The 24,551-nt window shown below is 61.7% G+C and carries 23 protein-coding genes; 12 read left to right on the forward strand and 11 right to left on the reverse strand.

What is annotated here, in order from left to right; translation table 11 throughout:
* Nucleotides 1-26: 26 nt before the first annotated feature.
* Complete coding sequence (locus NMQ03_RS08930) at nt 27-1,073, forward strand: ArdC-like ssDNA-binding domain-containing protein (protein WP_255175570.1); 1,047 nt, start codon at nt 27-29, stop codon at nt 1,071-1,073.
* Nucleotides 1,074-1,131: 58 nt separating this feature from the next.
* Nucleotides 1,132-1,623, forward strand: a complete 492-nt coding sequence (locus tag NMQ03_RS08935; protein ID WP_255175255.1) for a single-stranded DNA-binding protein — start codon at nt 1,132-1,134, stop codon at nt 1,621-1,623.
* A 120-nt stretch (nt 1,624-1,743) separates the two neighbouring features.
* On the opposite strand, the gene NMQ03_RS08940 is transcribed toward NMQ03_RS08935, so the two are convergent.
* From NMQ03_RS08940 to NMQ03_RS08985, 10 genes are all read right to left on the reverse strand, one after another.
* Nucleotides 1,744-2,028: a hypothetical protein gene (locus NMQ03_RS08940; RefSeq protein ID WP_255175256.1), complete on the reverse strand. Its 285-nt coding sequence runs from the start codon at nt 2,026-2,028 to the stop codon at nt 1,744-1,746.
* A gap of 654 nt (nt 2,029-2,682) precedes the next feature.
* Nucleotides 2,683-6,237 (reverse strand): MobF family relaxase, encoded by a 3,555-nt coding sequence (gene mobF / locus NMQ03_RS08945; RefSeq protein WP_255175257.1) that lies wholly within the window; start codon nt 6,235-6,237, stop codon nt 2,683-2,685.
* Nucleotides 6,238-6,844: 607 nt separating this feature from the next.
* Nucleotides 6,845-7,849: a hypothetical protein gene (locus NMQ03_RS08950; protein ID WP_255175258.1), complete on the reverse strand. Its 1,005-nt coding sequence runs from the start codon at nt 7,847-7,849 to the stop codon at nt 6,845-6,847.
* Nucleotides 7,849-8,331 (reverse strand): hypothetical protein, encoded by a 483-nt coding sequence (locus NMQ03_RS08955; protein WP_134164281.1) that lies wholly within the window; start codon nt 8,329-8,331, stop codon nt 7,849-7,851. The genes NMQ03_RS08950 and NMQ03_RS08955 overlap by 1 nt, the downstream gene beginning before the upstream one ends.
* The gene (locus tag NMQ03_RS08960; RefSeq protein WP_255175259.1) at nt 8,318-9,244 is read right to left on the reverse strand and encodes an oxygenase MpaB family protein; all 927 of its coding nucleotides are present in this window, start codon (nt 9,242-9,244) and stop codon (nt 8,318-8,320) included. The genes NMQ03_RS08955 and NMQ03_RS08960 overlap by 14 nt, the downstream gene beginning before the upstream one ends.
* Nucleotides 9,245-9,339: 95 nt before the next feature.
* The gene (locus NMQ03_RS08965; protein WP_255175260.1) at nt 9,340-9,852 is read right to left on the reverse strand and encodes an SRPBCC family protein; all 513 of its coding nucleotides are present in this window, start codon (nt 9,850-9,852) and stop codon (nt 9,340-9,342) included.
* 273 nt (nt 9,853-10,125) lie between these two features.
* The gene (locus NMQ03_RS08970; RefSeq protein ID WP_255175261.1) at nt 10,126-10,794 is read right to left on the reverse strand and encodes a 3-oxoacid CoA-transferase subunit B; all 669 of its coding nucleotides are present in this window, start codon (nt 10,792-10,794) and stop codon (nt 10,126-10,128) included.
* 1 nt (nt 10,795) lies between these two features.
* Nucleotides 10,796-11,485, reverse strand: coding sequence for a 3-oxoacid CoA-transferase subunit A (locus NMQ03_RS08975; RefSeq protein ID WP_255175262.1), 690 nt, complete (start codon nt 11,483-11,485; stop codon nt 10,796-10,798).
* Nucleotides 11,485-12,684, reverse strand: coding sequence for a thiolase family protein (locus NMQ03_RS08980; protein ID WP_255175263.1), 1,200 nt, complete (start codon nt 12,682-12,684; stop codon nt 11,485-11,487). The genes NMQ03_RS08975 and NMQ03_RS08980 overlap by 1 nt, the downstream gene beginning before the upstream one ends.
* Nucleotides 12,685-12,851: 167 nt before the next feature.
* A complete protein-coding gene (locus NMQ03_RS08985; protein ID WP_255175264.1) occupies nt 12,852-13,562 on the reverse strand; it encodes an SDR family oxidoreductase in 711 nt (236 codons plus the stop codon).
* A gap of 148 nt (nt 13,563-13,710) precedes the next feature.
* Here NMQ03_RS08985 and NMQ03_RS08990 point away from each other — a divergent pair, with 148 nt between their 5' ends.
* From NMQ03_RS08990 to NMQ03_RS09030, 9 genes are all read left to right on the forward strand, one after another.
* Nucleotides 13,711-14,655, forward strand: coding sequence for a LysR substrate-binding domain-containing protein (locus tag NMQ03_RS08990; protein WP_255175265.1), 945 nt, complete (start codon nt 13,711-13,713; stop codon nt 14,653-14,655).
* A 252-nt stretch (nt 14,656-14,907) separates the two neighbouring features.
* The gene (locus NMQ03_RS08995) at nt 14,908-15,963 is read left to right on the forward strand and encodes a zinc-binding dehydrogenase (protein ID WP_255175266.1); all 1,056 of its coding nucleotides are present in this window, start codon (nt 14,908-14,910) and stop codon (nt 15,961-15,963) included.
* A gap of 381 nt (nt 15,964-16,344) precedes the next feature.
* A complete protein-coding gene (locus NMQ03_RS09000; protein WP_255175267.1) occupies nt 16,345-17,706 on the forward strand; it encodes an MFS transporter in 1,362 nt (453 codons plus the stop codon).
* 24 nt (nt 17,707-17,730) lie between these two features.
* Nucleotides 17,731-18,900 (forward strand): mandelate racemase/muconate lactonizing enzyme family protein, encoded by a 1,170-nt coding sequence (locus NMQ03_RS09005; protein ID WP_255175268.1) that lies wholly within the window; start codon nt 17,731-17,733, stop codon nt 18,898-18,900.
* Between the two features lie 53 nt (nt 18,901-18,953).
* A complete protein-coding gene (locus tag NMQ03_RS09010; RefSeq protein WP_255175269.1) occupies nt 18,954-19,412 on the forward strand; it encodes a VOC family protein in 459 nt (152 codons plus the stop codon).
* A 187-nt stretch (nt 19,413-19,599) separates the two neighbouring features.
* A complete protein-coding gene (locus NMQ03_RS09015) occupies nt 19,600-20,190 on the forward strand; it encodes a cyclase family protein (RefSeq protein ID WP_255175270.1) in 591 nt (196 codons plus the stop codon).
* A gap of 69 nt (nt 20,191-20,259) precedes the next feature.
* The gene (locus NMQ03_RS09020) at nt 20,260-20,436 is read left to right on the forward strand and encodes a hypothetical protein (protein ID WP_255175271.1); all 177 of its coding nucleotides are present in this window, start codon (nt 20,260-20,262) and stop codon (nt 20,434-20,436) included.
* 25 nt (nt 20,437-20,461) lie between these two features.
* On the forward strand, nt 20,462-21,217 hold the full coding sequence (locus NMQ03_RS09025; protein WP_255175272.1) for an SDR family NAD(P)-dependent oxidoreductase: 756 nt from the start codon (nt 20,462-20,464) through the stop codon (nt 21,215-21,217).
* A gap of 131 nt (nt 21,218-21,348) precedes the next feature.
* Nucleotides 21,349-22,158: an alpha/beta fold hydrolase gene (locus NMQ03_RS09030; protein WP_255175273.1), complete on the forward strand. Its 810-nt coding sequence runs from the start codon at nt 21,349-21,351 to the stop codon at nt 22,156-22,158.
* A 43-nt stretch (nt 22,159-22,201) separates the two neighbouring features.
* On the opposite strand, the gene NMQ03_RS09035 is transcribed toward NMQ03_RS09030, so the two are convergent.
* On the reverse strand, nt 22,202-22,840 hold the full coding sequence (locus tag NMQ03_RS09035) for a TetR/AcrR family transcriptional regulator (RefSeq protein ID WP_255175274.1): 639 nt from the start codon (nt 22,838-22,840) through the stop codon (nt 22,202-22,204).
* Between the two features lie 201 nt (nt 22,841-23,041).
* Between NMQ03_RS09035 and NMQ03_RS09040 the strand changes: the two genes are divergently transcribed.
* Entirely contained in the window at nt 23,042-24,541 is a 1,500-nt protein-coding gene (locus NMQ03_RS09040; protein ID WP_255175275.1) for an ABC transporter substrate-binding protein, read from the forward strand.
* The last annotated feature ends 10 nt before the right edge of the window (nt 24,542-24,551 follow it).

A 24,551-nucleotide genomic window follows, 5' to 3' on the forward strand; every position in this document is an offset into this window, starting at 1 on the left:
CGCCCGAGGAACGTGTTGCTGCCTTGATGGACGGACTGCACTCGATTCTTGAAAAGGCTGTCGAGTCGCCATCACATTGGCAGGTTCTCCTTGACGCTTCCGCCAGCCTGTGGCGCTATTCCGGCGGGAACGTTGCCCTGCTGATGATGCAGATGGCACAGCGCGGTACCGACGAGCCCACGCTCGTGGCGGGCTTCAAGGAATGGGAGCGGCACGGGCGGAATGTTCTTCGTGGTGAGCATGCCTTGTGGGTGATTGCGCCAAGGACGGCCCGCGTTCAACAGGTGCTCTTGCCGGACGGCACGCGTCACCGCATCCCTGTTGGCGACAAGGCTCCCAACGGCGCCGTTGACGAGGGGAAGAAGACGCTCATCACTGGCTGGCGGGGCCAGGCTGTCTTCGACGTCTCCCAGACCGAGGGTACCCCGCTGCTGGTTCCTCGATCAGCTGGGCTCACGTCAGTCGAGGTGCCGCGGCTGTGGGAGTCGCTGGCTGGAGTTGCCCGCGCTCACGGCTTCTCAGTGCAAGTCACGGACTCGCAGTTCGGGCTCACAAGCGGCTTCACGGACTTTGCCCAGCATCGCGTTCAGGTGGGTGGCTGGCTGAACTCAGAGGAACGCGCAGCGGTGCTCGCGCATGAGCTCGGGCACGTTTTGCTCCACGGCCCGAACGACAATGTGGGCAAGTTGTATGGAAGCAGCGTGGACCACCGCGGGCTGGCCGAAGTCGAGGCGGAGTCAGTGGCCTACACGGTGCTTAAGGCGCACGGAATTGATAGAGGGCCTCAATCAGCAAGCTATCTGTCGGGCTGGGCTGATGCAGTTATCGAAGCGGAGCAGTCAGCAGCCGGAGCTACGTCGCGGAAGCCCGCCTCACGCGTGGATATTGCCAAATCAGTGCTTGGCCGGGTGACGGCCGCAAGTAAGGAAATTCTCGAAGTGACCGATCCGCCAGGACTGGGCGGGAAGGTTCCGGCTGCGGAAGCCTCCCTGCGGGTTGAAGGCCAGCAAACATTCGCGGGCGTGAAGCCGGCAGAGGGACCGCCGCAGGGCTTGGAAATGTCTGGCCCGTGAGGCCAGTCGATAAAGCGTTGGATGGGAAAGCCCCGTCCGCGAAGGAAGGACGCACGATATGAGCACCAAGATACCGATCAATATCGCCGGCAACCTCGTGGCAGATCCGGATCTGACCTACGGTGAGTCGGGGGTAGCCCACGCCAAGCTCCGCGTTGCGGTGAACCAGCGGGTCCAAGGTCCAGACGGATCCTGGCATGACGGGGAACCTGTTTTTCACAACGTCTCCGCGTTCCGGGCGCTCGCCGAGAATGCCTCCAATTCGCTGAAGAAGGGCGACCCCGTCACCGTTTCGGGTGAGCTGGAATTCCGTTCATTCGAAAAGGATGGGGAGCGGCGCGAGGCTCGTCGCATCGTCGCCGAGACCATTGGCCCGGACCTTCGCTTCGGTACCGCTGCATACCAGCGTTCTGCGCGTGCCGCTGGGCCGGGCGCTTCACCAGAGGCAGGCCTGCAGGCGGCGCCGGAGCCCGCCTACAACATCGCAACCAAGGGGCCGGTGTCGGTATCCCCTTTCGGCGAGCCGGCGCGGAATGAGGTTAGTCTCTGACCCTGCGCCGTTGGGTGGGGCTGCTGAGCTTGCCCCCTAGCGAGACATGGCAATGGCCTGGTACTTCCGTGGAGGACCAGGCCATTGCCATGCTGTCTCGCTGATGGACCGAGGTGCCTGCTACAGCCGCGAACTGCCCTTCCACTCGTCCGGTTCCACCCGCTTGATGCTCGAAGAGTGAGCCCAACCCATGTGGTACTTGCCGGAGGAATCCAGCCACTCGATGAGACCGTACTTGTGGGTCCAGCCGACGGCCCTGCCATAGATTCCGCCGACATACACCAACGGTAAGCCGTACTTCGGGAAGTCCCGAATAGGCGCCGGATCATCTATTGGACGGCTCGACTCAGCTTCCATCCGGGCCATCATGCGCTCGAGGTCTTCAGGCGAGCCGGATTTGATCACGCAAATAACTATAGAACACATGTTCGAATGCGGACTGCCGGGGAGCGGTCAGCGAGAGGAGCTTCGGGTATTGGGTGCATTCAGTGCGGATGGCGTTACGGCACTCACGGGACGCCCTTCGGCAGGTGCCCAAGCCAAGCAGTCGATCGCCTGAATGAAGTACGTGTCCGGCCATGGCGCGCCAGGCATAACCTGGGCAGGGTCCGGGGAGATAAGCAGGACCGATCCGGGCCAGATGGGTTCCGGCAGCGACTCCAGCCAGGCCCGCTGAGTATGGTTGAAACGGTTCCACCGGATTGTGACCCATGAGCCCGTGGGTTGTACTGCGTCAACGCTTACCAGCGTCACCTCCGCTGTTGTGCGGCCGAGCGCTCTGGCATCGCTGAAGGATCTCCACTGTTCCGTCGCCTGTTCCAGCCAGGCACGCCGTTGCGTGGTCCGTCGCCGCCATTGCCATCCGGTAAGCAGTGCAGCCGCGAGCAGCGTGGCCCCGCCCATTGACTTTGCAAAGAAAGGGATGCCGGCGGAGGGTAGGAGAACCAGAGAGAGGGCAGCCGCGGATAGAACAACCGCGCTGGCCAGTACCAACCCGGCTGTCGCAACTCTCGGTTTCACCGCTGGGTTCACGACCAATGTTTTGCCTCTTCAACCAGCTTAGATCTGCCAGCCGGAACTCGTAAGGACGACTTGCTGCGACCGGTGCACGTCAGATGGGCTCATCGCTGGGTGAGGGGCGGCCTGACAGCTTCCGGCGCTTTCAATTGCTTCCTGAATTTCTTCCCGCTGCTGCAACTGTTCCCACTCGTAGTCCGCCGGGGGAGCTCCCAATGGCAGGTGGGAATCGTAGATTCCCCATCTGTCCCTGAACAGGGCAACGTCGCGAATCAGTCCGCCCAAGGATTCTGTCGCACCCACGGCGGCAGTCAGCTCGTCCTTCCACGGAACATCCTGCGTCAGGGCAGCCCAGGCGACGGATTCCATCCTTTGCCGAATGCGTTCGCGGACCTGGACGATCATGTCTGCCAACTCGGGTCCCAGCGCAGAGAACGATTCGCGCAAAGGGCCTATCGCCGACGTGGGTGTTCCTTTTGTGTAGCGACGAAGCCGCGCGCTGAGGAGGGCCATCGGGTCGTGCACTGAATGGCCGTCCTGCACGGTCCGCTCCATGATGCGCTCTGCGCCGTGAAGGCCGACCGCTGTAGCTTTTCGCCAGGCGGCAACTGCAGCGCCCCACGACGGTGACGCGCTTAGTTCCTGCACTGCGAGCGGGGCACGCTTTCCCAGACAGCGTCTGAGGTCCTCACCGGCAGCAATCTGCGCGAGGTAATCGTACTCGGCAGACAGCCGTTCAAGGTTGTCCGCCTTCCTGCTCTCTGCTTCGCGGACCTCGTGGGCAGTCCGCTCGGCACCTTCTGCGGCTAATATCTCAGCGAGGATGCTGCGCCACGACAGCTGCTGCGAGGGGTCGATGGCTTGGTGTTCTGAGTCGTCGCCCTGGCTGACATATGCTGCGTTCTCGGACCGGCCGCGCGTCATGCTCACGTAGAGCAGCTCGCGGGTCAACCGGCCTTGTGTGACCACTGTGTGCCCGGTATCGACCGTAAGGCCTTGGGATCGGTGAGCGGTAGTAGCGTAGCCGAGCTCAACGGACGTCTCAAGATAGGCCCTGGGGAGTACGACGCTCGCTCCGGTCTCCCGCCGCACTGCGAGAACTGAGCCGTCGTGCCTATTGACCGCTCGGACGTCGAACATCGTGCCGTTTCGGACAAATTCGCCTTGACTGTCGATGAGTCGGCGATTGTTTCCGCGGGCGATGATGGTGTCACCGGAACCGGCCTGCAAGCCGTCGGTGAGTTGAGTTGCAAGCTCTGCGTCTACAACTCCCTGGGACACCAGGTCTGCTCGGGCGCGTTCGTTGAGCATGTTCACGGTCTCGTTGTCTGCGGCGATCAGGATGGACGACTTACCCGACCGCATGTCGGCCTGCCATGCAAGATACGCCTGGTCCAGCATGCTTAGGTAGGAACCGTGCCGGATCCGCCGATGCTGCTCGTAGTCCTCGATCGCCGAGTAGTCTCCCGCCCTCAGCTTGAGGGACGAAGTGCGCTCCCACACCTCATTGAATCTCCAAATGGTGCTAAGGGGCGTCGTCAGTCGCTGGCGGTCCAGCCAGCCGAGGACGCCGCCAGCGTCGATTGCGTCCAACTGGCCTGGGTCACCCACCAGAAGGATTTTCGCGCCGGCTTCCTTTGCTTGTTGCACGAGTGCAGCAAGCTGGAAGGTGGACACCATGGACGCTTCGTCAATGATGACGAGTTGATTCGGGTGGAAGCGCCACCGCTGGTGAGTCGCGGCGAGCCGGGCAGCTTCCTGGGCAAATGCAATGCTCCGGCGGTCGCTGTACTTGGACGAACTCAGGAGTTCCTGAACGTGAAAAAAGCGCCCAGCCCGGGTGGCCGCACCGTGTCCCATCGACTCGTGCAGCCACTTGGTAACGTTCTCGGTGACCATGCGAAGTTCCTGGCCCAGCACCTCTGCGCTCGCCGCAGCAGGGGCCAGCCCGACGACACTTCCGGGCCCATACTCTGCCTCCCAAACCGCCTTCACGGCCCCCAAAGTGGTGGTTTTTCCCGTTCCTGCCGGCCCGACGATGGCGTCCAGTCGGTTTCCGCTGAGGACGACGTCGGCAACGGCCGTGCGCTGATCGGCATGCAGCCTCGGCACCCGCAGCTGGGGGCCACTGTCCAGCGAGTCCATGATGACGGCTGGGCGGACAGTCGGTCCGCCGCCATCCTTCCTTGCTGTCAAGATGGCGTCCTCGCAAGCGAGTGTTGATGCGTCTGTGTAGAGGCGTGACCCATGGAAGTCGAAAACGCTCCGGTGATTGAGCTGCAAGTCCGGGCCAGCGTTGGATGGAAGGGAATAGCGGTAGTCGTTCAACGGCACTGATTGTTGTTCGGCAGCGGTGGCGACTGCGTCTATCAGGGCGGCCCGGTCTGAGGGCGTGCGACAGCGGATTTGGGCGCAGACTCTTTCCGCTTCGGCGAGCAGGTTCCAGCGGTTCCAGGTTGAGCGTTTTCCGGCAACCCGTTCCCTGGCGATGGTCGCGGCAGCGGAGGTCCAGTCGGGAGTGAAGTCCAGGACGGCAAAAGGGGCGACGCGGGAGCGGTTGATGGTGTGGGCGAGGACGTCAGATGGCTGAAAACCTTTGGCAATTGCTCGAGCCTGCCATTGTTCAGAGAGCTGGTGCAGTGGTGTGGGACTCTCGGGCTTCGGGGCGCGAGTAGAAAGGGTTGCCTGCTGGCGGAGTTTGATGGTGGTCGTAGCCGATGGAGTCTGGTCGTGATCCTTGGTCCACGCTGCCACAAGACGATCAGTTTCCAGGTCGATGAGGCGGGAGCGATTGGAGAATTCGCGGATGAGTTCTTCATCGATCCCGCTGAGCTGTTGGCTGGGGTTGTGCGTTGTGGTGAGGGGAGTGCGGATCTCGGGGTCGCACCCAAGGTCCCGTTGGAGGGCGTCGAACAGCAGGCCGTTGTAGTGTTCGCTCGCCGCGACCGCTGCTTTGTACAGAGCCCGGGAGTCGAGGGTGACCCAGGCTCCGTCGGTGACACGTTGTGTGCGGTTGGCGATAACCAGGTGGGTGTGGAGCTGCGGATCCCCGGTTCGTGACTCCCAGTGGTCGAACGCGGCGGCAACAGCTCCTTGCGTGCCGATATGGGCGACTCCGTTACGGTAAGCCCTTGTGTGGATGACGTTCTTTTCCAGCCACGCAAGGGTCGCCTCGACCGCTTCGTGGTGGGTTCGCAGGATCTGCTGCTGCTTGCTGTGTGGGCTCAGCGCCCAGAGTACGGACACCGACTTTGGCACGCTGAACGTCAGGTCGAAGCCAATGACCGCATGCCGTTGAGCTGATTGGCCGGTCTTGTTCTCGACAGCGGCAGATTGGGCGTGCGGCCTGCCCAGGGGAGTGCCGGTCAGCGGATGCACCGCCATGTCAAATACCGCTCTTGCGTCGGTTTCCGTGACGGCGTCACCCAGCGTCTTACTGATGCCGTTTAGTCCGCCGCCAATCCAACGCCCCTGGGGTGTGCCCGCCTTCATGTAGTACGTGGTGGGGTCCGGGGGAGAACCGGAAAAGTCATCCATCATCGTTGTCTTGAACAGGTAGCGCAGACCCGACCGGGCAGACAGACGTGCGATAGACATGGTCACAGTCGGGGCGCCCCTGCCTGCTGTTTGCTTGGATCCCAACCCCGCCGGCGGAGGATGTCCAAGGTTCGGACGTCAAGAGCCACTCCCTTGGCACGGGAGATTGAGACAAGCAAGGCCGCGGTGTGCGCCAGGTCCTGCACATTAGTCCGTTGAGCTCGTTTAAGGCGTGCGACCTCCGACTGGAGGAGGTTGATGCTCAGCCGCTGTTCCGAACTCTCGGCTTCGAGCCGGTCGATCTCTGCGGCTTGAGAGCGGAGCTTGGACTGAACCACTTGGCGTTGGTGCTCGCAGGATATCCTCTCGGACTCCAGGCGACGCTTCGTAGCCTGCAACTGCGCTTTGAGGTGCGGCGAGCTCAAAGTTGTTGCCGTCACTGTAGAAGGTCGAATTGTGGCTCGGTGGCGACGACTCCGGTGCCTGTTCGCGCAACGTTGGGAGCAGAACCGGTGGCTCCTCCGCGTCGCTTCGAAAGTGGTACGGCACTCTTCGCAATTCTTCTGGTTCACGTTGATTCATCAGCGAGGCTCAGCGGGGCGACATGACTGGCCGTGACAGCATCTAACGCTGGCGCCTTGGATGCCAGAGGTGTGAGGGCTGGATTCTAACGAGGAAGGTGGGGCGTGGAGCGGCTCTCGAGTAAGAGCTCGGCGCGTTCGACTACCGACAAGTGGTGTTCGTTGAGGCGCTCGCGGGCTAGGGGACTCGCCAATTCACAGTCTAGGATTTCGACTAGATGCCGGTGAAGCTGGGCTTCCGCGTGGCGGGAGAAGAACACGAGTAAAGCGGGGCGGTGGTCCTGCAGGACCAGCTCACGCTGGCAACTTGTAACGTCATTCCAAATTGGCTTGATCTGCATGAGAAGTAGCCTTGCCCGCAGCGCGAAGATGCCCTGCCGGAGGCGTCCCGCCATGCGGGGGAGAAGTAGTCCAAGACTGACCAGGAGCACAGCAGCCGTCTCTCCGATCCAGTAGAAGCCTGTCAGTGCGGCAGCTGTTTGACTGTCGGCGCCTTCAGCTGCAATCACAGCGCCGTAGATCAGCCGGTCCAGCAGGACAAGTGCGAAGAGGACGCATCCCCCTGCGATGAGGGAAAAAGCCGACCGGAAGGCCGGTGCGTGCATTTGCGGGACGTTGCTGCGGCACACCCGGGCTATGTCGAGGCAGACCCACATGATGAAAGCGGAGCCTGTCCAGAGGAAGACTGCCATCCCGGGCTGGTCAGCGTAGGTCAGCGGCAAGTTGGGATCGGTGCCATCCACGCGGCTGGCGAGAAACCCGGCCGTCACTGTGGTGCACACGGCGGCAGCAGCGAATCTGCCCAAGACGAGCTGCCGCCGTCGTACTTCTGTATCTGTAACCGCTGCCAGCAGAATCGCCGTGCGAAACTGCCAGAACCCCAGGAGCAAGGACAAGAGGGTAACCAGCCCGACGCGGTTGTGTCCGCCAAGTAATGGATCGACGGTGTAGTAGACCGCTGGGACATAAAGGGTACAGGCGATCGCAGCGAGGATAGTCGCGCGGAAGACGCTTCCGCGGTGAGCATCGAGCGCTGTTGGAAGCCTGAGAACGGTCAGGACCCAGAGTGCGGCGGCAGGGACCGCTTCCATCAGCCGAATACTTGTCGAAATGCCAAGGGCTCGGGCATGGCATCGACGTCGCTGTTGATGATCCGAGTAGCGAGTTGGTCGGCCAAGACTTCAGCCATGAGTTCTGCGCCGTCTGTGTAGCTGCTGCGTCCGAGCACGCGGAGTACGTCCTGGCTCAGGTCAGGCAGGAAGGTCGCGGCAAGGTCTGCGCTACTTTGTTCGAGGTCATGACAGAGAATCATGTGGCTGAACTCGTGAAGGACGATCTGCTGCCGGTGCCAGGCCGACTTCACGGGGGCATGCAACACGATGTCCCGGTCAGCGCAGATGAGCCAGACCCCGCAGAGTTCCGATCCGGATAGGCCGGGTAGTTCGTCGACAATGATGGGGCGGCTTCTTTGCCGTTCCAGCTTGTCCTGAATGAGCTGGAGCGTTGGCGCCTTGGGCAACCCAAAGCCTTGCTCGGCCTTGCGGGCTACTTTTCGAGCTTCACGATAGTTCATTGCTTTGGAAGGTTGACGGGTCAGGGACCTTGACGGGGCCGATTTGATCGAGCGAGTAGCCGCCCGGGTACAAAGACGAGCCGGCCTTTCCTGGCGTGAAATGAGGCTTTCGCTGCAACGGCAGCCGGCGGTGGAGGGCGTTGCGGACTGCCAGAATAATTCCCAAGGTGGCTCGGGAGCCTCGGCCGCTGCGGGGGAGCCCGAGGGCGCCAACGAGCCGGTCATCAGCGAGCATTACACTGATCATTCTTGCAGCGAAGGGTCGTAGAGGAAGCGGCAGACGGCTCTGAAAGACCTGAACTGTCGCGTCCATCAGCTTTTGGCCTTCAATCGATGCAGAGACATGGGTTGCCTCGTATTGGTCGAAGAAACGCTCCGCTTCGGCATAGGTCTCCGGCATACCCTGTACGTTCATCCGGGCCCCCAGCTCAGCGAAGAAGCGCGATGCAGCGGCCAGCTCTGCTCCTGTGGGCTGGCGCCACGCATGGTGCTGGACCCACCGGATCGGGACAACCAGCAGGGTGAGGAGGACGTAGAGGTAATCGTCAGGGCTACCGGGGACGTTGCGGTGAGCGCGATTGAGTAGGGCGACCATGCTCTGTCCACGGTCGCTGTCGAGGCCGCTTGCGATGAGCTCGTAGATGACGATTGCAGTGTCGTAGGAGCGCTTCATGGGACGCTCTTGGATTTCGCCGTTCCGGTAGAGAGTGGCTGCGATGCTTGGGATGGCAAAATTCCGGTAGTACGAGAGGAAGAAGCCGAGCTCCATATCTGCTGCCAGGTCGTAAAGGACCATCGTGCGGAAGGTGGCTTCCCAGTCGTTCGGGGAAGGGCTCTCCTGGCGACGGAGGCTGGCCGCGAGGGTGGGATGAAGGTTCACCGTAGCCCCCGCTCTTAGTACCTGCTTTTGCACGCTCGAACTGTGGGCTGCGAAGGCTCCCCAGCTCGGCTAACTTGCTTACATCCTAGAACTGTTGTCCTCAGCTGGCTAGGTGAATGTAGACGGGTCTACGCAGGTTTCTTTGCGCGGTTGTTGGCCAGTTCTCGCTGCAAGCCCTTTTCCCCCTGGCGCATCATCAGGGCATGTGCTGCGACGAAGGCCGGAGCGGCAATTGGTGTCAGTACGTTCATCCAGCGCCGGGTAGGCCGCACGCGCCACTCTATGTCCATACGGGTCGTCTTGCCCTGTTCTTGGGGGACAAGGGTTACTCGGCCCGTGCCCTGCAAGTGACCGCCGGCGTCGAACTCTATCTCACGAGGCGCGGAGACCTTTGTAGGGTGGATGGTGATGGTGAGCGTGTAACCCAGGAACGCCTTGAAGTTCAGGTGGGCCGTGGTGGCCTTCAGGATTTCCTCCGGGGCTCCGCTCGCGGCTTCGGTTCGCTCCAATGGCGCAGCGAAGGTGCAATGCGGCCACCACTGGGGCCAACTCATATCGACGTCTGCAATCACCGCCCACACCTTCTCGGGCGAGGCGGGAAGCTGCCATGTAGAACGGAGATCGAAGAGGCGCGGCTTCATACAGTTATCTTGGCATTCCTGTGATGATTTGAGGTTCTATCTTGCTCATCTTGCTCATCCGCAGGGACAGTTGGGAGTCGGAGGCAACCTGTTGGAGCATCAGGGATGCTTCAAGGGCATGCTCCATAGCGCTACCTGGAGGCAAACTTATCTCCTCCGGTCATGCCGGATCAGATAGGTTGCGAAAGCCGGAGAGGCAGTAGGCCAAGTACGTGGTGACGGCTTGGTAGAGCGCCGGGTGGGCTCGGGTCCTTGGCCGACGTGGGGACGGTATCAAGCGGCCTTGAGGGGGACGGGGACGAGTTCCTGGAGTTCTTCGAGGGTGCAGCCGAAGGTCTCCCGGACGGTGACACCGTGGGGGCCGGTGAGAAAGACGGCTTTGTCGGTGTAGACGCGGGTGACGCAGCCGACGCCGGTGACCGGGTAGGTGCAGGCCTCGACGATTTTGGAGGCGCCATCGCGGGTGAGGAGGGTCATCATGACGAAGACGTCCTTCGCGCCGGTGGCCAGGTCCATGGCGCCGCCGACGGCGGGGATTGCCCCGGGCGCCCCGGTGTGCCAGTTGGCGAGGTCACCGGTGGCCGAGACCTGGAAGGCGCCCAGGACGCAGATGTCCAGGTGCCCGCCGCGCATGATCGCGAAGGAATCGGCGTGGTGGAAGTACGATGCGCCGGGCAGTTCGGTGACCGGGATCTTGCCCGCGTTGATGAGGTCCTCATCAATCTCCCCGCCCGTGGCTTCGGGTCCCATGCCGAGCATTCCGTTCTCGGTGTGGAGGGTGATGTTCTGTTCCTCGGTGAGGTAGTTGGACACCAGGGTGGGCTGGCCGATCCCGAGGTTCACGAACGAGCCCGGGGCGATGTCGCGGGCCACGAGCCGGGCCAGGTCATCACGGCCCAGGGGCGTCTCGGAGGTCTTGATGCTGGTTTCGGTGAGGCTCATCTCAGGCCACCTTTTCTGCTGCGCTGCCGCTGCGGGCAACTCTTACCACGGTGTTGACGTAAATGCCGGGGGTGACCACGTTTTCCGGGTCCAGCCCGCCGGTGGGGACAATCTCGGAGACCTGGACGATGGTGTGCTTGGCCGCCGCGGCCATGATGGGACCGAAGTTCCGGGCCGTCTTCCGGTACACCAGGTTGCCCTTCCCGTCCGCCTTCAGGGCCTTGATCAGGGCCACGTCGGCGTGGATAGGGGTCTCGAAGACCTGCCCACGGCCGTCGATGATGCGGGTTTCCTTACCCTCGGCCAGCATGGTTCCGTATCCGGTGGGGGTGAAGAACCCGCCGATGCCGGCGCGGGCGGCGCGGATGCGTTCGGCGAGGTTGCCCTGCGGCACCAGCTCCAGTTCGATTTCGCCGGCCTTGTACTTGGCGTCGAAGTGCCAGGAGTCGGACTGCCGCGGGAAGGAGCAGATCATCTTCCGCACCCGGCCTTCCTTGATGAGCAGGGCCAGGCCCTGGTCGCCCTGGCCGGCGTTGTTGTTCACCACGGTCAGGTCCGTGGCGCCGCACTCCAGCAGCGCATCGATCAGTTCGAACGGCTGGCCGGCGTTGCCGAACCCGCCGATCATCACGGTGGAACCGTCCTTGATGCCGGCCACGGCCTCCTGGACCGAATCAACAAAAGTCAGCATTACTGGTCCTTTCCAGCGGTGACGTTCTCGAGTACCACGGCCAGGCCCTGGCCCACGCCAATGCAGATCGCGGCGACGCCCCAGCGCTGCCCGGAGGCCTGCAGGGACCGGGCCAGGGTGCCCAGGATCCGGGTGCCGGAAGCACCCAGCGGGTGGCCCATGGCGATCGCCCCACCGTGCTGGTTCACGATTCCGGGGTCAATCCCCCAGGCGTTGATGCAGGCCAGGGACTGCGCAGCAAAGGCTTCGTTAAGTTCGACGGCGCCCACCTGGTCCCAGCCGATCCCCGCCTTGGCGAGGGCCTTGTTCGCCGCCTCCACCGGGGCGTAGCCGAAATACTGCGGATCGTTCGCGTGCGCGCCGCGCCCGGCGATCCGGGCCAGCGGGTCCAGCCCCAGCAGCCCGGCGGCCGCCTCGGACCCGATCCAGGCCGCGGAGGCGCCGTCGGACAGCGGGGATGCGTTCCCCGCAGTGACCGTGCCGTCCTCGGTCCGGAAGACGGTCTTCAGCCCGGCAAGTTTCTCGGCCGACGAACCCGCACGGATGCCCTCATCCCGCGCCAGGTCCGTCCCGGGCACCGGGGCGACCAGGTTGTCATAAAACCCCTCATCCCACGCCGCGGCGGAGAGATTGTGCGAGGCAGCGGCGAACTCGTCCTGCGCCTCGCGGGTCACCCCGTACTTCTCGCGCAGCCGCTCGGTGGCCTCACCCAGGGAGATGGTCCACTCCTTCGGCATGGCCTTGTTCACCAGCCGCCACCCCAGGGTGGTGGAGGCCAGGGTCATGTCCCCGGCCGGGTAGGGCTTCTCCGTCTTCGGCAGCACCCACGGGGCACGGGACATCGACTCCGCCCCGCCCACGAGCATGAGATCGGCGTCGCCGGCGTTGACCTGCCGGGACGCGATGATCGCCGCGTCCAGCGACGACCCACACAGCCGGTTCACCGTAGTCCCCGGGATCGAGACCGGCAGCCCGGCCAGCAGGGTCCCCATCCGGGCGATGTTGCGGTTCTCCTCACCGGCACCGTTGGCGTTCCCGAACACCACCTCATCAATCCGCTCAACATCAAGCCCGGGAGCCCGCTGCACAGACTCCCTGATCACATGCGCGGCAAGGTCATCCGGCCGCACCCCGGCAAGACCGGAACCGAACTTGCCAAACGGGGTACGCACAGCGTCGTACACAAAAGCCTGGTTCATAGGGTTTTATCCATTTCAATCTGTTTCTGTCATTCGGGGCTGCGCGGTTTAAGGCAACAGTCGGCACCGCGGTGCCTGCTACAAAATTGGCCGTGTCCAATGCAGTCAACGCATGCACCATTTAGCGGGACTGCCCCGGCATGTGGCTGGGTTGCGCGAGGCGCGTGTTAGACAGGATTTGTTCCGACCGTGAGTCCACCGCATACGTAGAGGGTTTGCCCCGTGATGAATCCGGACCGCTCGTCCAGGAAGAACCCTGCAGCGTTGGCAATGTCTTCCGGCTGGCCGAGCCTTCCCACAGGAACGGAGGAAATGATGGCTTTTGTCCGCGGTGAGTCTTCCGGGTTTGCTTTCATGAAGAGTTCCGTGGCGATGGGCCCGGGTCCGATGGCATTAACTGTGATTCCCTCCCGACCCAGTTCCAAGGCCCAGGTGCGGGTCAGTCCGATAAGGCCCGCTTTGGCGGCCGCATAAGCAGTGCGCAGTTCCTTACCAAGTGCTGCTCGCGATGACATATTGACGATCCGGCCGAACCCGGCCTGCGTCATGCCGTCAAGAACAGCCTGGGTGCACTGGACGGCGCAACGGAGGTTAAGCGCATGTGACTGATCGAGCTGGGTCAGGGACTGTTCGCGGAGCGGGGCGGGGAAAACTGCACCAACGTTGTTGACCAACCGTGTGATTGGACCCTCGGACAGGGCGGCTTCGAGGGCTTCCGCCGTGCTGTCGACGTCCGACAAATCGGCTGTGATTGAACGGCCGAGGTCCGCGGGTTGCTTGTCGATGACCACGACCTCCCACCCCTGCTCCAGCCCGCGCGAGGCGATGGCACGACCGATTCCAGAGGCACCCCCGGTAACGAGGAGACGTTCTACCATGACAATTTTCCTTCCTCCACGCACGTCGGCATGCACGGAACTCCGTTGCGGCGGTGCAACACGTTCTTTTCAGTATGCCCGGAAAGAAGGACAGATAACGTGTCCATCCGATACCAATACCGAGTAAACTGATCTGAAATTCAGAACAATGGAGCGGCTGCGTGAGGATGACGAAGTGGAAGTAAAGGATCTTGAGGCCTTTGCCGTCGTGGCCGAGGAACTGCATTTCGGCCGGGCGGCCGCGAGGCTGCATATGTCGCAACCGCCGCTAAGTGCACGCATCAAGCAACTTGAACAAAGTTTGGGCGTTCAGCTCTTCGAACGAAGCACCCGTACGGTTGCACTGACGGATGCAGGATCGAGGCTCCTGGTACCGGCGCGAAAGGTACTCAGTCAAGTGTCTGCGGTCCAGAACCTGGCCGAGTCAATTGCTGCGGGGGAACAGGGACGCGTCAGAATCGCTTTCGCCGGCGCCTCGAGTCAGCGCGCCCTACCGATTCTGACCCGAGCTGTGCGCGAGTCCCACCCGGGGATCGAGTTGCAGCTGGAGTCCCAGACCTACGTCTACACGGCATTGGACAAGCTTCTTGAGGGATCACTGGATCTCGCTTTCGCGCGACTTCCCACCCCCCAGAAGGAACTGGAGTCCCGCGTTGTCGAAGTCGAAAGAATTTTGTGCGCCCTGCCGGAAGGCCACCCTCGCGCGGCCCAGCCCAGTCTTTCCTTGGCGGACCTTCACGACGAAGAGTTTGTCAGCCTGCCCGCTGATACAGGTTCGATTCTCCAGGCCACCATGTATGCGTTATGCATTACTGCCGGATTCAGGCCGAAGATCGTCCAAGTGGCTCCTGACTCCTCTACTGCTCTTGCCCTCGTTGCCGCCGGCGCGGGCATCACCATCACACTCAGTTCGGTAACTCCGTCGCAATCCGTCGGAATCGTCTACCGGGAATTGGACGACATTCACCCCAGCCACATGTTTGCCACTTTGACGTGGCGAAAGGATGACACATCTCCTGCACTTGCTGCGGTGCTCCAAGTCTCGGAAGTCGCATTGCCCACCCCCGACCTTTCCGGCTTCGCTATCAGATGAGCGTGAATCGGTATTTCTGCCGGGCTGACTCTCAAACTATCTTTGGAGGCGCACCAGTTGCCCTCCAATCCTGCCCAAGCCAATTCAACGCAAGCCGGTCCAGCCTCTCCGCCCTTGGTCCAACGTAGCGGAGTTGCGGGCGGCAGTCGCACGGGCATCGACGAGATGCTGATTCTCTTGGGCGCAACAGATAGGTTCACAATGACGTCCCTTAGTGCTTCTGAACGAGAATCCGCTACTGCCCTCCGCACCATGCGTGCGATAGTCAAGGCCTGTCCTGAGCGGGGAGTCAAGTTCCACGCTTCGTATGCTGAGCCGCATGTTTCCGCGGACAAAGTGAAGATTCAGGTCGCCGCAGCCTCGGTTTGTGGAACTGACCGGGCCCTCTACGAGTACTCACCCATGGCGCAGGCGTTCAATCTCAAAATGCCGGTTGTTCTGGGCCATGAGTGCGCCGGCACCGTCATCGAAGTTGGTTCAGCTGTCGAGTCGCTCAAGGTGGGGGACCGGGTTGCCCTGGAATCCCATGTTGCCTGCTGGGATTGCTATCCCTGTCGAAACGGTGACGCCCACAATTGCCTGAACATGGAACTACTCGGGCTTCATCTCGATGGTGGTTTTGCCGAGCGGCTTGTTGCGCTTACCACGGCATGTTTTAAATTGCCGGCGGACTTTCCGTTGGAACAGGGCGCCCTTCTCGAGCCGGCGGGGGTCGCCATGCACGCCATTCAACGGTCCAGGGTTGAGCTTTCCGGGGCTGACGTTGTGATAAGCGGTGGTGGTCCAGTCGGCCTGTTTATTGCTGCAATTGCCCGGGCCTTGGGTGCCAGCCGAGTGGTCGTCGTGGAACCCAATGCCTACCGGCAGGGTGTTATCGAAGCACTGGGAGCAATAGCGTTATCTCCCGACGGTGATGTCATCAGTGTTTGCCGGGGGCTCTCGGGGGAGAAGTCCGGTTTTGATGTGGCCTTCGAAGCTTCTGGCGTGCTTACCGCACTGCCGCCGCTGCTGGAAGCGGTCCGCCGGGAGGCGACGGTTGTGACCGTCGGAATCCCCGGTAAGCCAATCGAGATCGACGTCGCGGCGTACCTAATCAAGAAGGGTCTGACTCTCACGGGCAGCTTCGGGCGGTCCCTTTGGCAAACCTGGGATCGAATTGCTGCGCTCGTGGCGAATGACGAACTAGACCTCTCCAAATTCATTACCCACCGTCTTCCCCTGTCGGCTTTCGAGGAAGCCATCGAGCTTCTCTCCCAAGACGCCTGCAAGGTGCTGCTGGTTCCTGGCCTTCCCGACCGCCGCCAATAACGACGGGCTGACGGGCGCCGACGAGAGGTTCGCGAGGGCCGGCGTGGCATGGCCGCGCCCTTTGCATCCGATGTCCGTTTTGATTGTTGGCCGCCTGGAGGGCGCCGTCGCGATCCGTCACGCAGGTCTTTATAGAACCGACGACGGCGCCACCCGAGGTCCCGACGTTCGTCGAGTGATCTTCGAGCGTGCCTGCTATTTAGCCCGAGCTGACCTTGGGGTCGGCTGCGCATGGTGAGCCCACGGGCCTAAGTAGCAGGCGAGGATCTTTCTGCTTTGCCTATCAAAGGAAAGAGAATTGGTATTTCTCTTCGGAACAATCTCTCACTAACCTTTTTCAAGGCGGCACCAAACCCAGAGCCCCCTCAACGAAGAGAGGTCATGATGAAAACAAACACCACCCCGATAGATCTGAGCGTTGAAGCTCGGGTCTTCCGCAAAGTGACCCTGAAGGTCCTTCCAATCCTCATGCTTGGCATGTTCATTGCCTACATCGATCGAGCCAACCTTGGGGTGATCGCAGGGCCCCTGTCCAAAGATTTGGGCCTTACAGCAGCGACATTCGGCCTTGCCGCGGGTTTCTTCTACATCGGTTACTTGCTGTTCGAGATCCCCTCGAACATGTTCCTTGCGAAGGTAGGGGCGCGCATTTGGCTGGCCCGCATCATGATCACCTGGGGCCTGGTGACGATGGGTATGGCGTTCATGCAGGACGAAGTCAGCCTTCACATCATGCGGTTCCTTCTCGGACTTGCGGAAGCCGGCTACTCGCCGGGGACCGCGCTCTTCCTGGCGCTTTGGTGCCCAGCCCGGCTGCTGCCCAAGGCGATGTCCTGGCTGAACCTCGCTGTTCCGGTCGCCTTGGCGGTGGGCTCCGTCGTGACCTCGTCGATCATGCTCATGAACGGCGTAGCTGGCCTTGCCGGATGGCGTTGGGTATTCCTGATTGAAGGTGTTCCGGCAATTATCCTTGCAGTTGTCATCTTCTTTGCTCTGCCCTCCACCCCGGCGAAGGCGGCCTGGCTCGATGACGAGGAAAAGGCGTACCTGGCGGAGAATGTCACCCAGCGCTCGGGCTCCGGAGCACACGAACTGAAGCAGCTTCCCGCCGCGCTCCGCCGGCCGTCGCTGTGGGCTTTCGCCATCACCTACTTCTTTATCCTGATCGGCTTCTGGTCGATCACGTACTTCCTTCCGACGATCGTCAAAGAGCAGTTCCACTTGGACGTCGTCGGGTCCGGCTACGTCTCGGCGATCCCGTGGGCATTCTCCGCCATCGTCATGTTTGTCATCGTCCGCAGCATCTCCCGAACCGGCGAACGGCGCTGGCACCTCACCCTGCCCATGGTTGCCGCAGCACTCGGACTCCTCATTGGCGTGCTCTCCGGAAACCCGTTCCTGTCACTTATCGGTATCAGCATCGCCGCTGCGGGCTTCTTCGCGACTCTGTCCACCTTCCAGGCGACCGTTGCCCAGGTGTATGCCGGGGCCCTCGCCGCAGTGTCCATCGCGCTCGTCAACTCTGTCGGAAACGTCAGCGGCCTCGTAGGCCCTTACATTCAGGGTTGGCTCACTGACCTCACCGGCTCAAGCTCCGCCGGCCTTCTGGTGATGTCGGGCTTCTTCGGCCTCGCTGCAGTGTTCGTCTACATCCTCATCGGGTGGGCTGACCGGAAGACTGGCGGGCTCCGTGGGACTACCAGTCTCGAAACAGATGTTGCCGGGGCACACGCCCGGGGATGACCTCCACCAAAGCCACACCAAAGGATGAGCAAAATTTTGTTACTTCAACCAGCCACTCAAACAACACCCGCGGGTGAGCGTGCAGTTGCACCACGAATCGTCGAAGTACGGACCGTCCCGTACGCGATTCCTTACCGCAAGCCCCTGCGTTTTGCCAGCGGATCGATTGATGTAGCGGACAATGTGCTTGTGGAAGTGGTCACCAGCGATGGTGTGGTCGGGTTTGCCGAAGCCCCTCCGCGGCCTTACACCTATGGTGAGACGCAGGCATCGATTGTCGCCGTTATCGAGAAGATTTTCGCCCCTGCCATCATCGGGCTCTCCATCCTCGACCGCGAGGCGGTGCGGTCGCGCCTGGCTCGAACGGTAGGAAATCCCACTGCCAAAGCCGCCATCGACATGGCAATGTGGGACGCCTGGGGCAAGACGATCGGCACGTCGGTACATCGCCTTCTTGGAGGCTTCGCTGATGGCTTGCAGGTCAGCCACATGCTGGGGTTCGATGATCCGGACACAGTTGCCGCCGAGGCTGTCGAGCTAAGGGAGACGTTGGGCATTTCGAGTTTCAAGATCAAGGTCGGACGGCGCCCCGTCCACCTGGACGTGGAAGTGTGCAAGGCAGTCCGGGAAGCCCTTGGCCCTGACGCGGAACTGTACATCGATGGGAATCGGGGTTGGACGGCGGCGGAATCGGCCGGGGCACTTCGGGATCTCGAAGCTGTGGGACTAAGTCGCGTGGAAGAGCTCTGCCCCGCCGACGATGTGTTGAGCAGGCGCTGGCTTGTTTCCCAATGTCCTGTGCCGTTCGTCGCGGACGAAAGTGCGCCCACGCCGGCTGACGTTACCCGCGAAATCCTTGCAGGAGCAGCGACCGCTGTGAGCATCAAGACCGCCCGAACAGGGTTCTCAGGTTCGCTGCGCGTTTCCCACCTTGCCGAAGGGCTGGGCCTCGAAGCGGTCATCGGCAACCAGATCGATGCGCAAGTCGGAACCGTTTGTTCCCTCGTCTTCGGTGCGTCCCAGGAAATTACCTCGCGTTCGGCAGCTGAACTGTCCAACTACCTGGACATGGCCGATGATCTGCTGGATCAGCCGCTCATTGTTGAGAATGGATACATGCGCGTTCCTGAGGGCCCCGGCCTCGGCATCCAGCTCGACCCGGAGAAAGTGGCCCGCTATCGGGTCGACCTCTGACTCCGGTCACTCTTGTCCGCAATAACCAACCCATCACATCAAAGGAAAAGTCAATGGCATACCTCCGCCTCCACCACGTGAATGTCACTTCAGACAACATGTCGATCCTGACGGACTTTTACGGAAAGGCGCTGGGGCTGAACCAGCTCCCCTCGCCCAAGATGATCGCCACGTCCAAAAATGCAGACAACGACATCGACGGCGACGCCGAGTGGGATACAGCCGCCAAGTTCTACGAAGCCGGCGACCCCAACGAACTGCAGATCCACGCCACCCAGCGCCAGCCGTACCTCGCAGCCCAGGAGGGACACTCGGTCAACCCGCTCATCGGAGGACACTTTGCGTTCCGGACCGATGACATCGAGGCCATCAAGGCACGCCTCACCGAGAACAACATCCCGTTCGACGACTGGGGCGTCTGGTCCGTCGAAGGCTGGCACCAGATCTTCCTCACTGACCCCGCCGGCAACATGATCGAGATCCACCAGGTCATGACGGACGGCGAAGCCTAATCACCCGATGACCACTCATCAAGCTTCACGCCGTTCCCCGGCCGGGGAATTTCCCCGGTATTACCAGCTGTTTGATCGCCCCGACCGGCTGCGGGGAACGGCCTGGGGCCTGTGGGGCCCGGCCGACCAGCTGGGCACCCTGAACCACCTCACACCGGCCCGTGTCCTTGAAGCCCGTGAGAGTATTTTGACGGGCGAAGTCATACCGCTCAACCTGCCGTTGACGGAATTCGAGCCGCCCATCATTGCCCACCGCGGTTCGATTCAACACACTGTGTTCGGCCTCAACGATTTCCACCGCGACGACCGGATCGACAATCTGTTCCTTCAGGCGTCGACGCAAATTGACGGGTTGCGACACTTCGGGCATCCGGACCACGGCTTCTACAATGACGCGGATCCCAACGGGCTGGTGGCGGGAAAACCCGGCCTCGGAATACAGGCCGTGGCCGAACGGGGGATCGCCGGCCGTGGCCTGCTCATCGACGTCGGTGCCTACCGGGACGCGGTCGGCCGCCCGATCGACCAGGCCACCAACGAACAAATTCCGGTGGCTGATCTGGATTCAACGCTTGAATGGCAGGGGAGCACCATCCGGCCGGGCGACATCATCATGATCCGCACAGGATGGCTCAAACACATCCGGGCGGACGCCAACCGCTCGGACGGCGCCCTCCGCTCGCCGGGCCTAAGCCAAACCGAAGAATCGGCCGCGTGGCTTTGGGACCATCAAGTAGCGGTGGCGGCGTCCGACAACATCGCGCTCGAAGCCTGGTAAGCAACGGATTCCAAACTCACCGTCCAGGCGGAACTATCAGGTGCGATGCCTGCCTCCAGCCACACGGGGATGCTGCACCGTATCCTGATCCCGTTGCTTGGGCTGAGCATTGGCGAGCTTTGGGCGCTCGATGAGCTGGCAGCTGCCTGCGCCGCCCGACGCCGATATGACGTCTTCCTCACGGCCCAGCCGCTGAACCTGCTGGGCGGAGTTGGCAGCCCGGCCAACGCAATGGCGATCCTCTAAACATGAATCTTCAGGAGTAATTGACGTGAATGACCACGAATCCGGGACAGCTGAAGCTGTCCTCATAACCGGCGGTGCGTCCGGCATCGGCCTCACCTGTGCCCGCCAGGCTGCGGCCCGGGGCGCACGCGTAGCTATTGTCGACGTGAACCCGTCAGCCGCGGCAGATGCAGTGGCGTCGTTGGACGGAGAAGGTCATGTCGCCGTGGCCGCTGATGTCACGGACGCTGGGGCCATGCGCCGCGCAGCCGACGAATTCGCGGCAGGTGGCGGACTGACCGGGGTTGTGGCCGCTGCCGGGATAGTCAGCCGGTCGGCGCTGCTGGACATCGATGCTGCCGAATTCCGGCGGGTACTCGACATCAATGTCATCGGAGTCCAGAACACGATCTCGGCCGCAGGGCCCCACCTTCTACGCGCAGGCCGTCTCGGGTCGGTGGTCGTCCTTGGCAGCGCCGCAGCTTTCACAGGAGGCGGGCTCATGGGTAACGGTGCGTACGCCACCTCAAAGGCCGCGCTCATCGGCTTGGTACGCGGATACGCCCGTGAGCTCGCGCCCCATCAGGTGCGCGTGAACATGGTTGCTCCCGGGGCGACTGAAACACCGATGACTGATGTTTTGAACGATGCAGATCGCGAGCGAATCGCCGGGATGTCCCTCCTCGGAAGGCTTTCCAAGCCTGAGGAGATTGCCTCAGCCATCGCGTTTCTCCTGGCGCCGGGCAACGGCACAATTACCGGACAAGTGCTCCACGTCAACGGCGGCGTGGTCTTCGGCTGAAACGCCACTTCCGGGCTGAAAGCGCCGGATGTTCCTGAGGCCGGGCTGCCCGCGAATCAGCCCGGCCTTTGGAGTCTCCTTTTTAGAGCTACAACCTCATCACTTTCGACCGATTGCCCAAGGAGGCAGCAATGACTGGTCAAACAAGGTCCTTTCGAACCTCAGACGGCGCACAACTGGTTTACGATGACTTCGGCTCCGGTCCGGCGGTGTTACTTGTTCACGGATTCACCTGCCAGGCGGCACACTGGGCCTTCCAGCGCCAGGCTTTGGTCGCCGCAGGTTACAGGACAATTGCGCTCGACCTTAGGTTCCACGGCCGCTCAGACTTCCCGGGCAGCGGTCAACGTGTCTCCCGCCTGGGCAAGGACGTCGGGGAATTGCTCGAGCATCTGGAGCTTGGCGAGGTAGCCCTCGTTGGGCATTCCTTGGGCGTCTCCGTCTGTCTCGCATATTTCGACCTGTACGGAACGGACCGCGTTCGCGCGTTCGTAGCAATCGATCAGTCGCCAAAAATCGTTAACGACGAATCGTGGGCCTGGGGTGTCCGGTCCGTCGAATGGGCCAATGTGTGGGATTCCGTTAACGGGCGCTTTCAATGGGGCAATCCGGCACTTGAGCCTCCAGCGCCGCCCCACGTAGCGCAACTCTTTTCCGAGGTGGGCGGCCTCACGCAATTTCCCGATGGCGCTGTACTTCCGCTCCTGGTGGATCACTTCACAGCAGACTGGCGGGACGTTGCACCGACCGTGAATGTTCCGTCCTGGGTAGCCACGGGCCGCTTCTCGCCGTCTTTCCCGCTTGAAGGCATGCAGTGGCTGGCAGATACCATGCCCAAATCTTCCCTTTCCGTTTTCGAAAACAGCGGGCACTGCCCCCATTGGAACGAGCCGGAAGAGTTCAACCGCGAGCTGCTCACCTTCTTGAGGGCAGCCCTGTAAAACGGTGTGGTTCCCCGGCAGGAATACGTTCCTGCCGGGGGCACTAAAACTTTTCGGTAGTGATGGAACCCAGGAAGTTCTTTAACTCATCGGCCATGTCCACGGACTCGTTGTCCAGCAACCACTGCACCTGCAGCCCGTCCATGAGTGCCACCAGTTGCCGTGCGGCTGCCCCGGGCGTTACCCCGTGCCGCAACTTACCCTGCCGTTCCAAATCTGAGAAGGCCTGCCCACCAACTTCCCGCACCCAGTCGTAACGTCGCTGGAAGTACTCGTGGGCGGGGTGTGTGGGGTCTGTTGATTCGGCCGACAACACACAATGCAAGGCAACAAGTCCCGGCACAGTGGTGTTGTTGTGCACGAGCCGAACAATGCCATTCAGCGTTTCCATGCCGTTGTCGGTGACGATTCCGGCAGCCGCCCACGAGTCTTCATCACGAAGGGTCAGGACGGCCTCGAGAAGGGCCTCTTTGCTGGGGAAATGGTGGAGGAGGCCCGTCTTCGTCAGACCGATCTTGTCAGCGATGTCCTGGATCGATCCTGCCCGATAGTAAGCCGTGGAAAAAACCTCGAAGGCAGCCGTCAGGATTTCCTGCCTGCGTGCTTCTGTCTTGGCGTAGGTTCCGCGCGGCCGGTCGCGCCGCGGTTCCCGTGCGGCGGCAGTGGTCGCTGTTTCAGTCATCTTGAAACTCTAACAACCTTGGACAAGGCACGCCGGGGCGGGCGTCAACAGCTGTGCGGCGCGTCACATTTGGCGAAAAATCGATAGCGGCAGCGAAAACATACCGCATGGTCTGTTTTCATGTTACGGTCTCTTTCAATGGCTGTCCATGGTGGACGCCACTGACCGTGAAAGGGACCAATGATGTTCCGACCTACACGCATGGCCGCACTTGCTGCCGCCGTTGCCCTGAGCCTCACCGGCTGCGGTGGAGGGGGGGAAAGCTCTGCGGAGCACTCCTCGCAAACGCTCACGCTGGGCACCCTCATGGCGCCGAAATCTTTTGCTGCTGCCGACTCCGACTTTGCGAACGTTTCGCCCTTCTACCAGGCCGTGTATGACACCCTGCTCCGCATGGAACCTGGCGGAAAGCTGGTACCCATGCTGGCAACCGAGTGGAAGTACAATGACGACAAAACCGTCCTGACCCTGAAGCTCCGCGACGACGTCAAATTCACCGACGGCACCCCCTTCAACGCGGACGCAGCCAAACAGAACCTGGAGCGATTCAAGGCCGGAACGTCGGCAGACGCCCAGTTCCTGGCAGCACTCAAGACAGCCACTGCTGTGGACAGCACGACCCTGGAACTGGCCCTCTCGGCCCCAGACCCCGCATTCCTCGGCTACCTGTCCAAGGATGCATCGTTCATGCAGAGCCCGGCATCCTTCGGGAACGCGGACATCGCCACCAAACCTGTCGGATCCGGCCCCTACATCCTGGATACCGCAGCCACAGTCACCGGGACCTCATACTCGTACAAGAGCAATCCTGACTACTGGAACAAAGGCCTGGTCCATTACGACAACATGGTGCTGAACGTCTACCCGGAACAGACGTCACTCCTCAATGCCGTCAAGGCCGGAACGCTCAACGGTTCCCTCATTGACATTTCGATGATCCAGGAGGCCGAAGCGGCGGGCTACAAGAACAACACCTTCGAGGGCAACTGGACTGGACTGATCTTGTTCGACCGCGCCGGCAAGACCAACGCCGCCCTCAAGGACGTCCGGGTCCGGCAGGCGTTGAACTACGCCTTCGACACAAAGGCGCTGCTGGATGCTGTCAACCAAGGCCGCGGAACAACCACGACCCAGGTCTTCCCGCCGTCCTCGGACGCTTACGACGCTTCCCTGGACTCCCGCTATGCCTATGACCCTGCCAAGGCCAAAAAGCTTCTGGCCGACGCGGGCTACGCGAACGGCTTCACGCTGCAAATGCCGTCCACACCGCTCGTCAACAGCTCAATCTTCACCTTGATCACCCAGCAGCTCAAGGAAGTGGGAGTCACAGTGGAGACGGTCGACGCCGGCAACAACTTCATTGCCGATCTCCTGGCAGCAAAGTACGCCGCGAGCTACATGATCCTGGAGCAACAGTCGGACTGGCAGCTCATCAACATGAAGATTGCCCCGAATTCAGCGTGGAATCCCTACAAGTATGAGGACCCGACGGTTGACGGCTTGATCAACAAGATCCACCTGGGTTCCGGGGACGAGCAGAAGTCGGCAGCAAAGGAACTGAACAAGTACATCGTGGAGCAGGCTTGGTTTGCCCCCTGGTACCGTCCGCAGAACAGTTTCGTAACTGACGCGAAGACCAAGGTCGAACTCCAGACCGGCAACGTTTACCCCTACATCTGGTCGTTCACACCCGCTTCGTAGCGGAGGGTTG

The organism is Arthrobacter sp. DNA4, assembly GCF_024362385.1.
Classification (GTDB): domain Bacteria; phylum Actinomycetota; class Actinomycetes; order Actinomycetales; family Micrococcaceae; genus Arthrobacter.

What these genes read in the sequence shown, in the direction of transcription:
- NMQ03_RS08930 (WP_255175570.1), top strand. Translation starts at nt 27, where the DNA reads ATGGACGGACTGCACTCGATTCTTGAAAAGGCTGTCGAGTCGCCATCA.
- NMQ03_RS08935 (WP_255175255.1), top strand. Translation starts at nt 1,132, where the DNA reads ATGAGCACCAAGATACCGATCAATATCGCCGGCAACCTCGTGGCAGAT.
- mobF (WP_255175257.1), bottom strand. Translation starts at nt 6,237, where the DNA reads ATGTCTATCGCACGTCTGTCTGCCCGGTCGGGTCTGCGCTACCTGTTC.
- NMQ03_RS08950 (WP_255175258.1), bottom strand. Translation starts at nt 7,849, where the DNA reads ATGGAAGCGGTCCCTGCCGCCGCACTCTGGGTCCTGACCGTTCTCAGG.
- NMQ03_RS08955 (WP_134164281.1), bottom strand. Translation starts at nt 8,331, where the DNA reads ATGAACTATCGTGAAGCTCGAAAAGTAGCCCGCAAGGCCGAGCAAGGC.
- NMQ03_RS08965 (WP_255175260.1), bottom strand. Translation starts at nt 9,852, where the DNA reads ATGAAGCCGCGCCTCTTCGATCTCCGTTCTACATGGCAGCTTCCCGCC.
- NMQ03_RS08970 (WP_255175261.1), bottom strand. Translation starts at nt 10,794, where the DNA reads ATGAGCCTCACCGAAACCAGCATCAAGACCTCCGAGACGCCCCTGGGC.
- NMQ03_RS08975 (WP_255175262.1), bottom strand. Translation starts at nt 11,485, where the DNA reads ATGCTGACTTTTGTTGATTCGGTCCAGGAGGCCGTGGCCGGCATCAAG.
- NMQ03_RS08980 (WP_255175263.1), bottom strand. Translation starts at nt 12,684, where the DNA reads ATGAACCAGGCTTTTGTGTACGACGCTGTGCGTACCCCGTTTGGCAAG.
- NMQ03_RS08985 (WP_255175264.1), bottom strand. Translation starts at nt 13,562, where the DNA reads ATGGTAGAACGTCTCCTCGTTACCGGGGGTGCCTCTGGAATCGGTCGT.
- NMQ03_RS08990 (WP_255175265.1), top strand. Translation starts at nt 13,711, where the DNA reads ATGGAGCGGCTGCGTGAGGATGACGAAGTGGAAGTAAAGGATCTTGAG.
- NMQ03_RS08995 (WP_255175266.1), top strand. Translation starts at nt 14,908, where the DNA reads ATGCGTGCGATAGTCAAGGCCTGTCCTGAGCGGGGAGTCAAGTTCCAC.
- NMQ03_RS09000 (WP_255175267.1), top strand. Translation starts at nt 16,345, where the DNA reads ATGATGAAAACAAACACCACCCCGATAGATCTGAGCGTTGAAGCTCGG.
- NMQ03_RS09005 (WP_255175268.1), top strand. Translation starts at nt 17,731, where the DNA reads ATGAGCAAAATTTTGTTACTTCAACCAGCCACTCAAACAACACCCGCG.
- NMQ03_RS09010 (WP_255175269.1), top strand. Translation starts at nt 18,954, where the DNA reads ATGGCATACCTCCGCCTCCACCACGTGAATGTCACTTCAGACAACATG.
- NMQ03_RS09020 (WP_255175271.1), top strand. Translation starts at nt 20,260, where the DNA reads ATGCTGCACCGTATCCTGATCCCGTTGCTTGGGCTGAGCATTGGCGAG.
- NMQ03_RS09030 (WP_255175273.1), top strand. Translation starts at nt 21,349, where the DNA reads ATGACTGGTCAAACAAGGTCCTTTCGAACCTCAGACGGCGCACAACTG.
- NMQ03_RS09035 (WP_255175274.1), bottom strand. Translation starts at nt 22,840, where the DNA reads ATGACTGAAACAGCGACCACTGCCGCCGCACGGGAACCGCGGCGCGAC.
- NMQ03_RS09040 (WP_255175275.1), top strand. Translation starts at nt 23,042, where the DNA reads ATGGCCGCACTTGCTGCCGCCGTTGCCCTGAGCCTCACCGGCTGCGGT.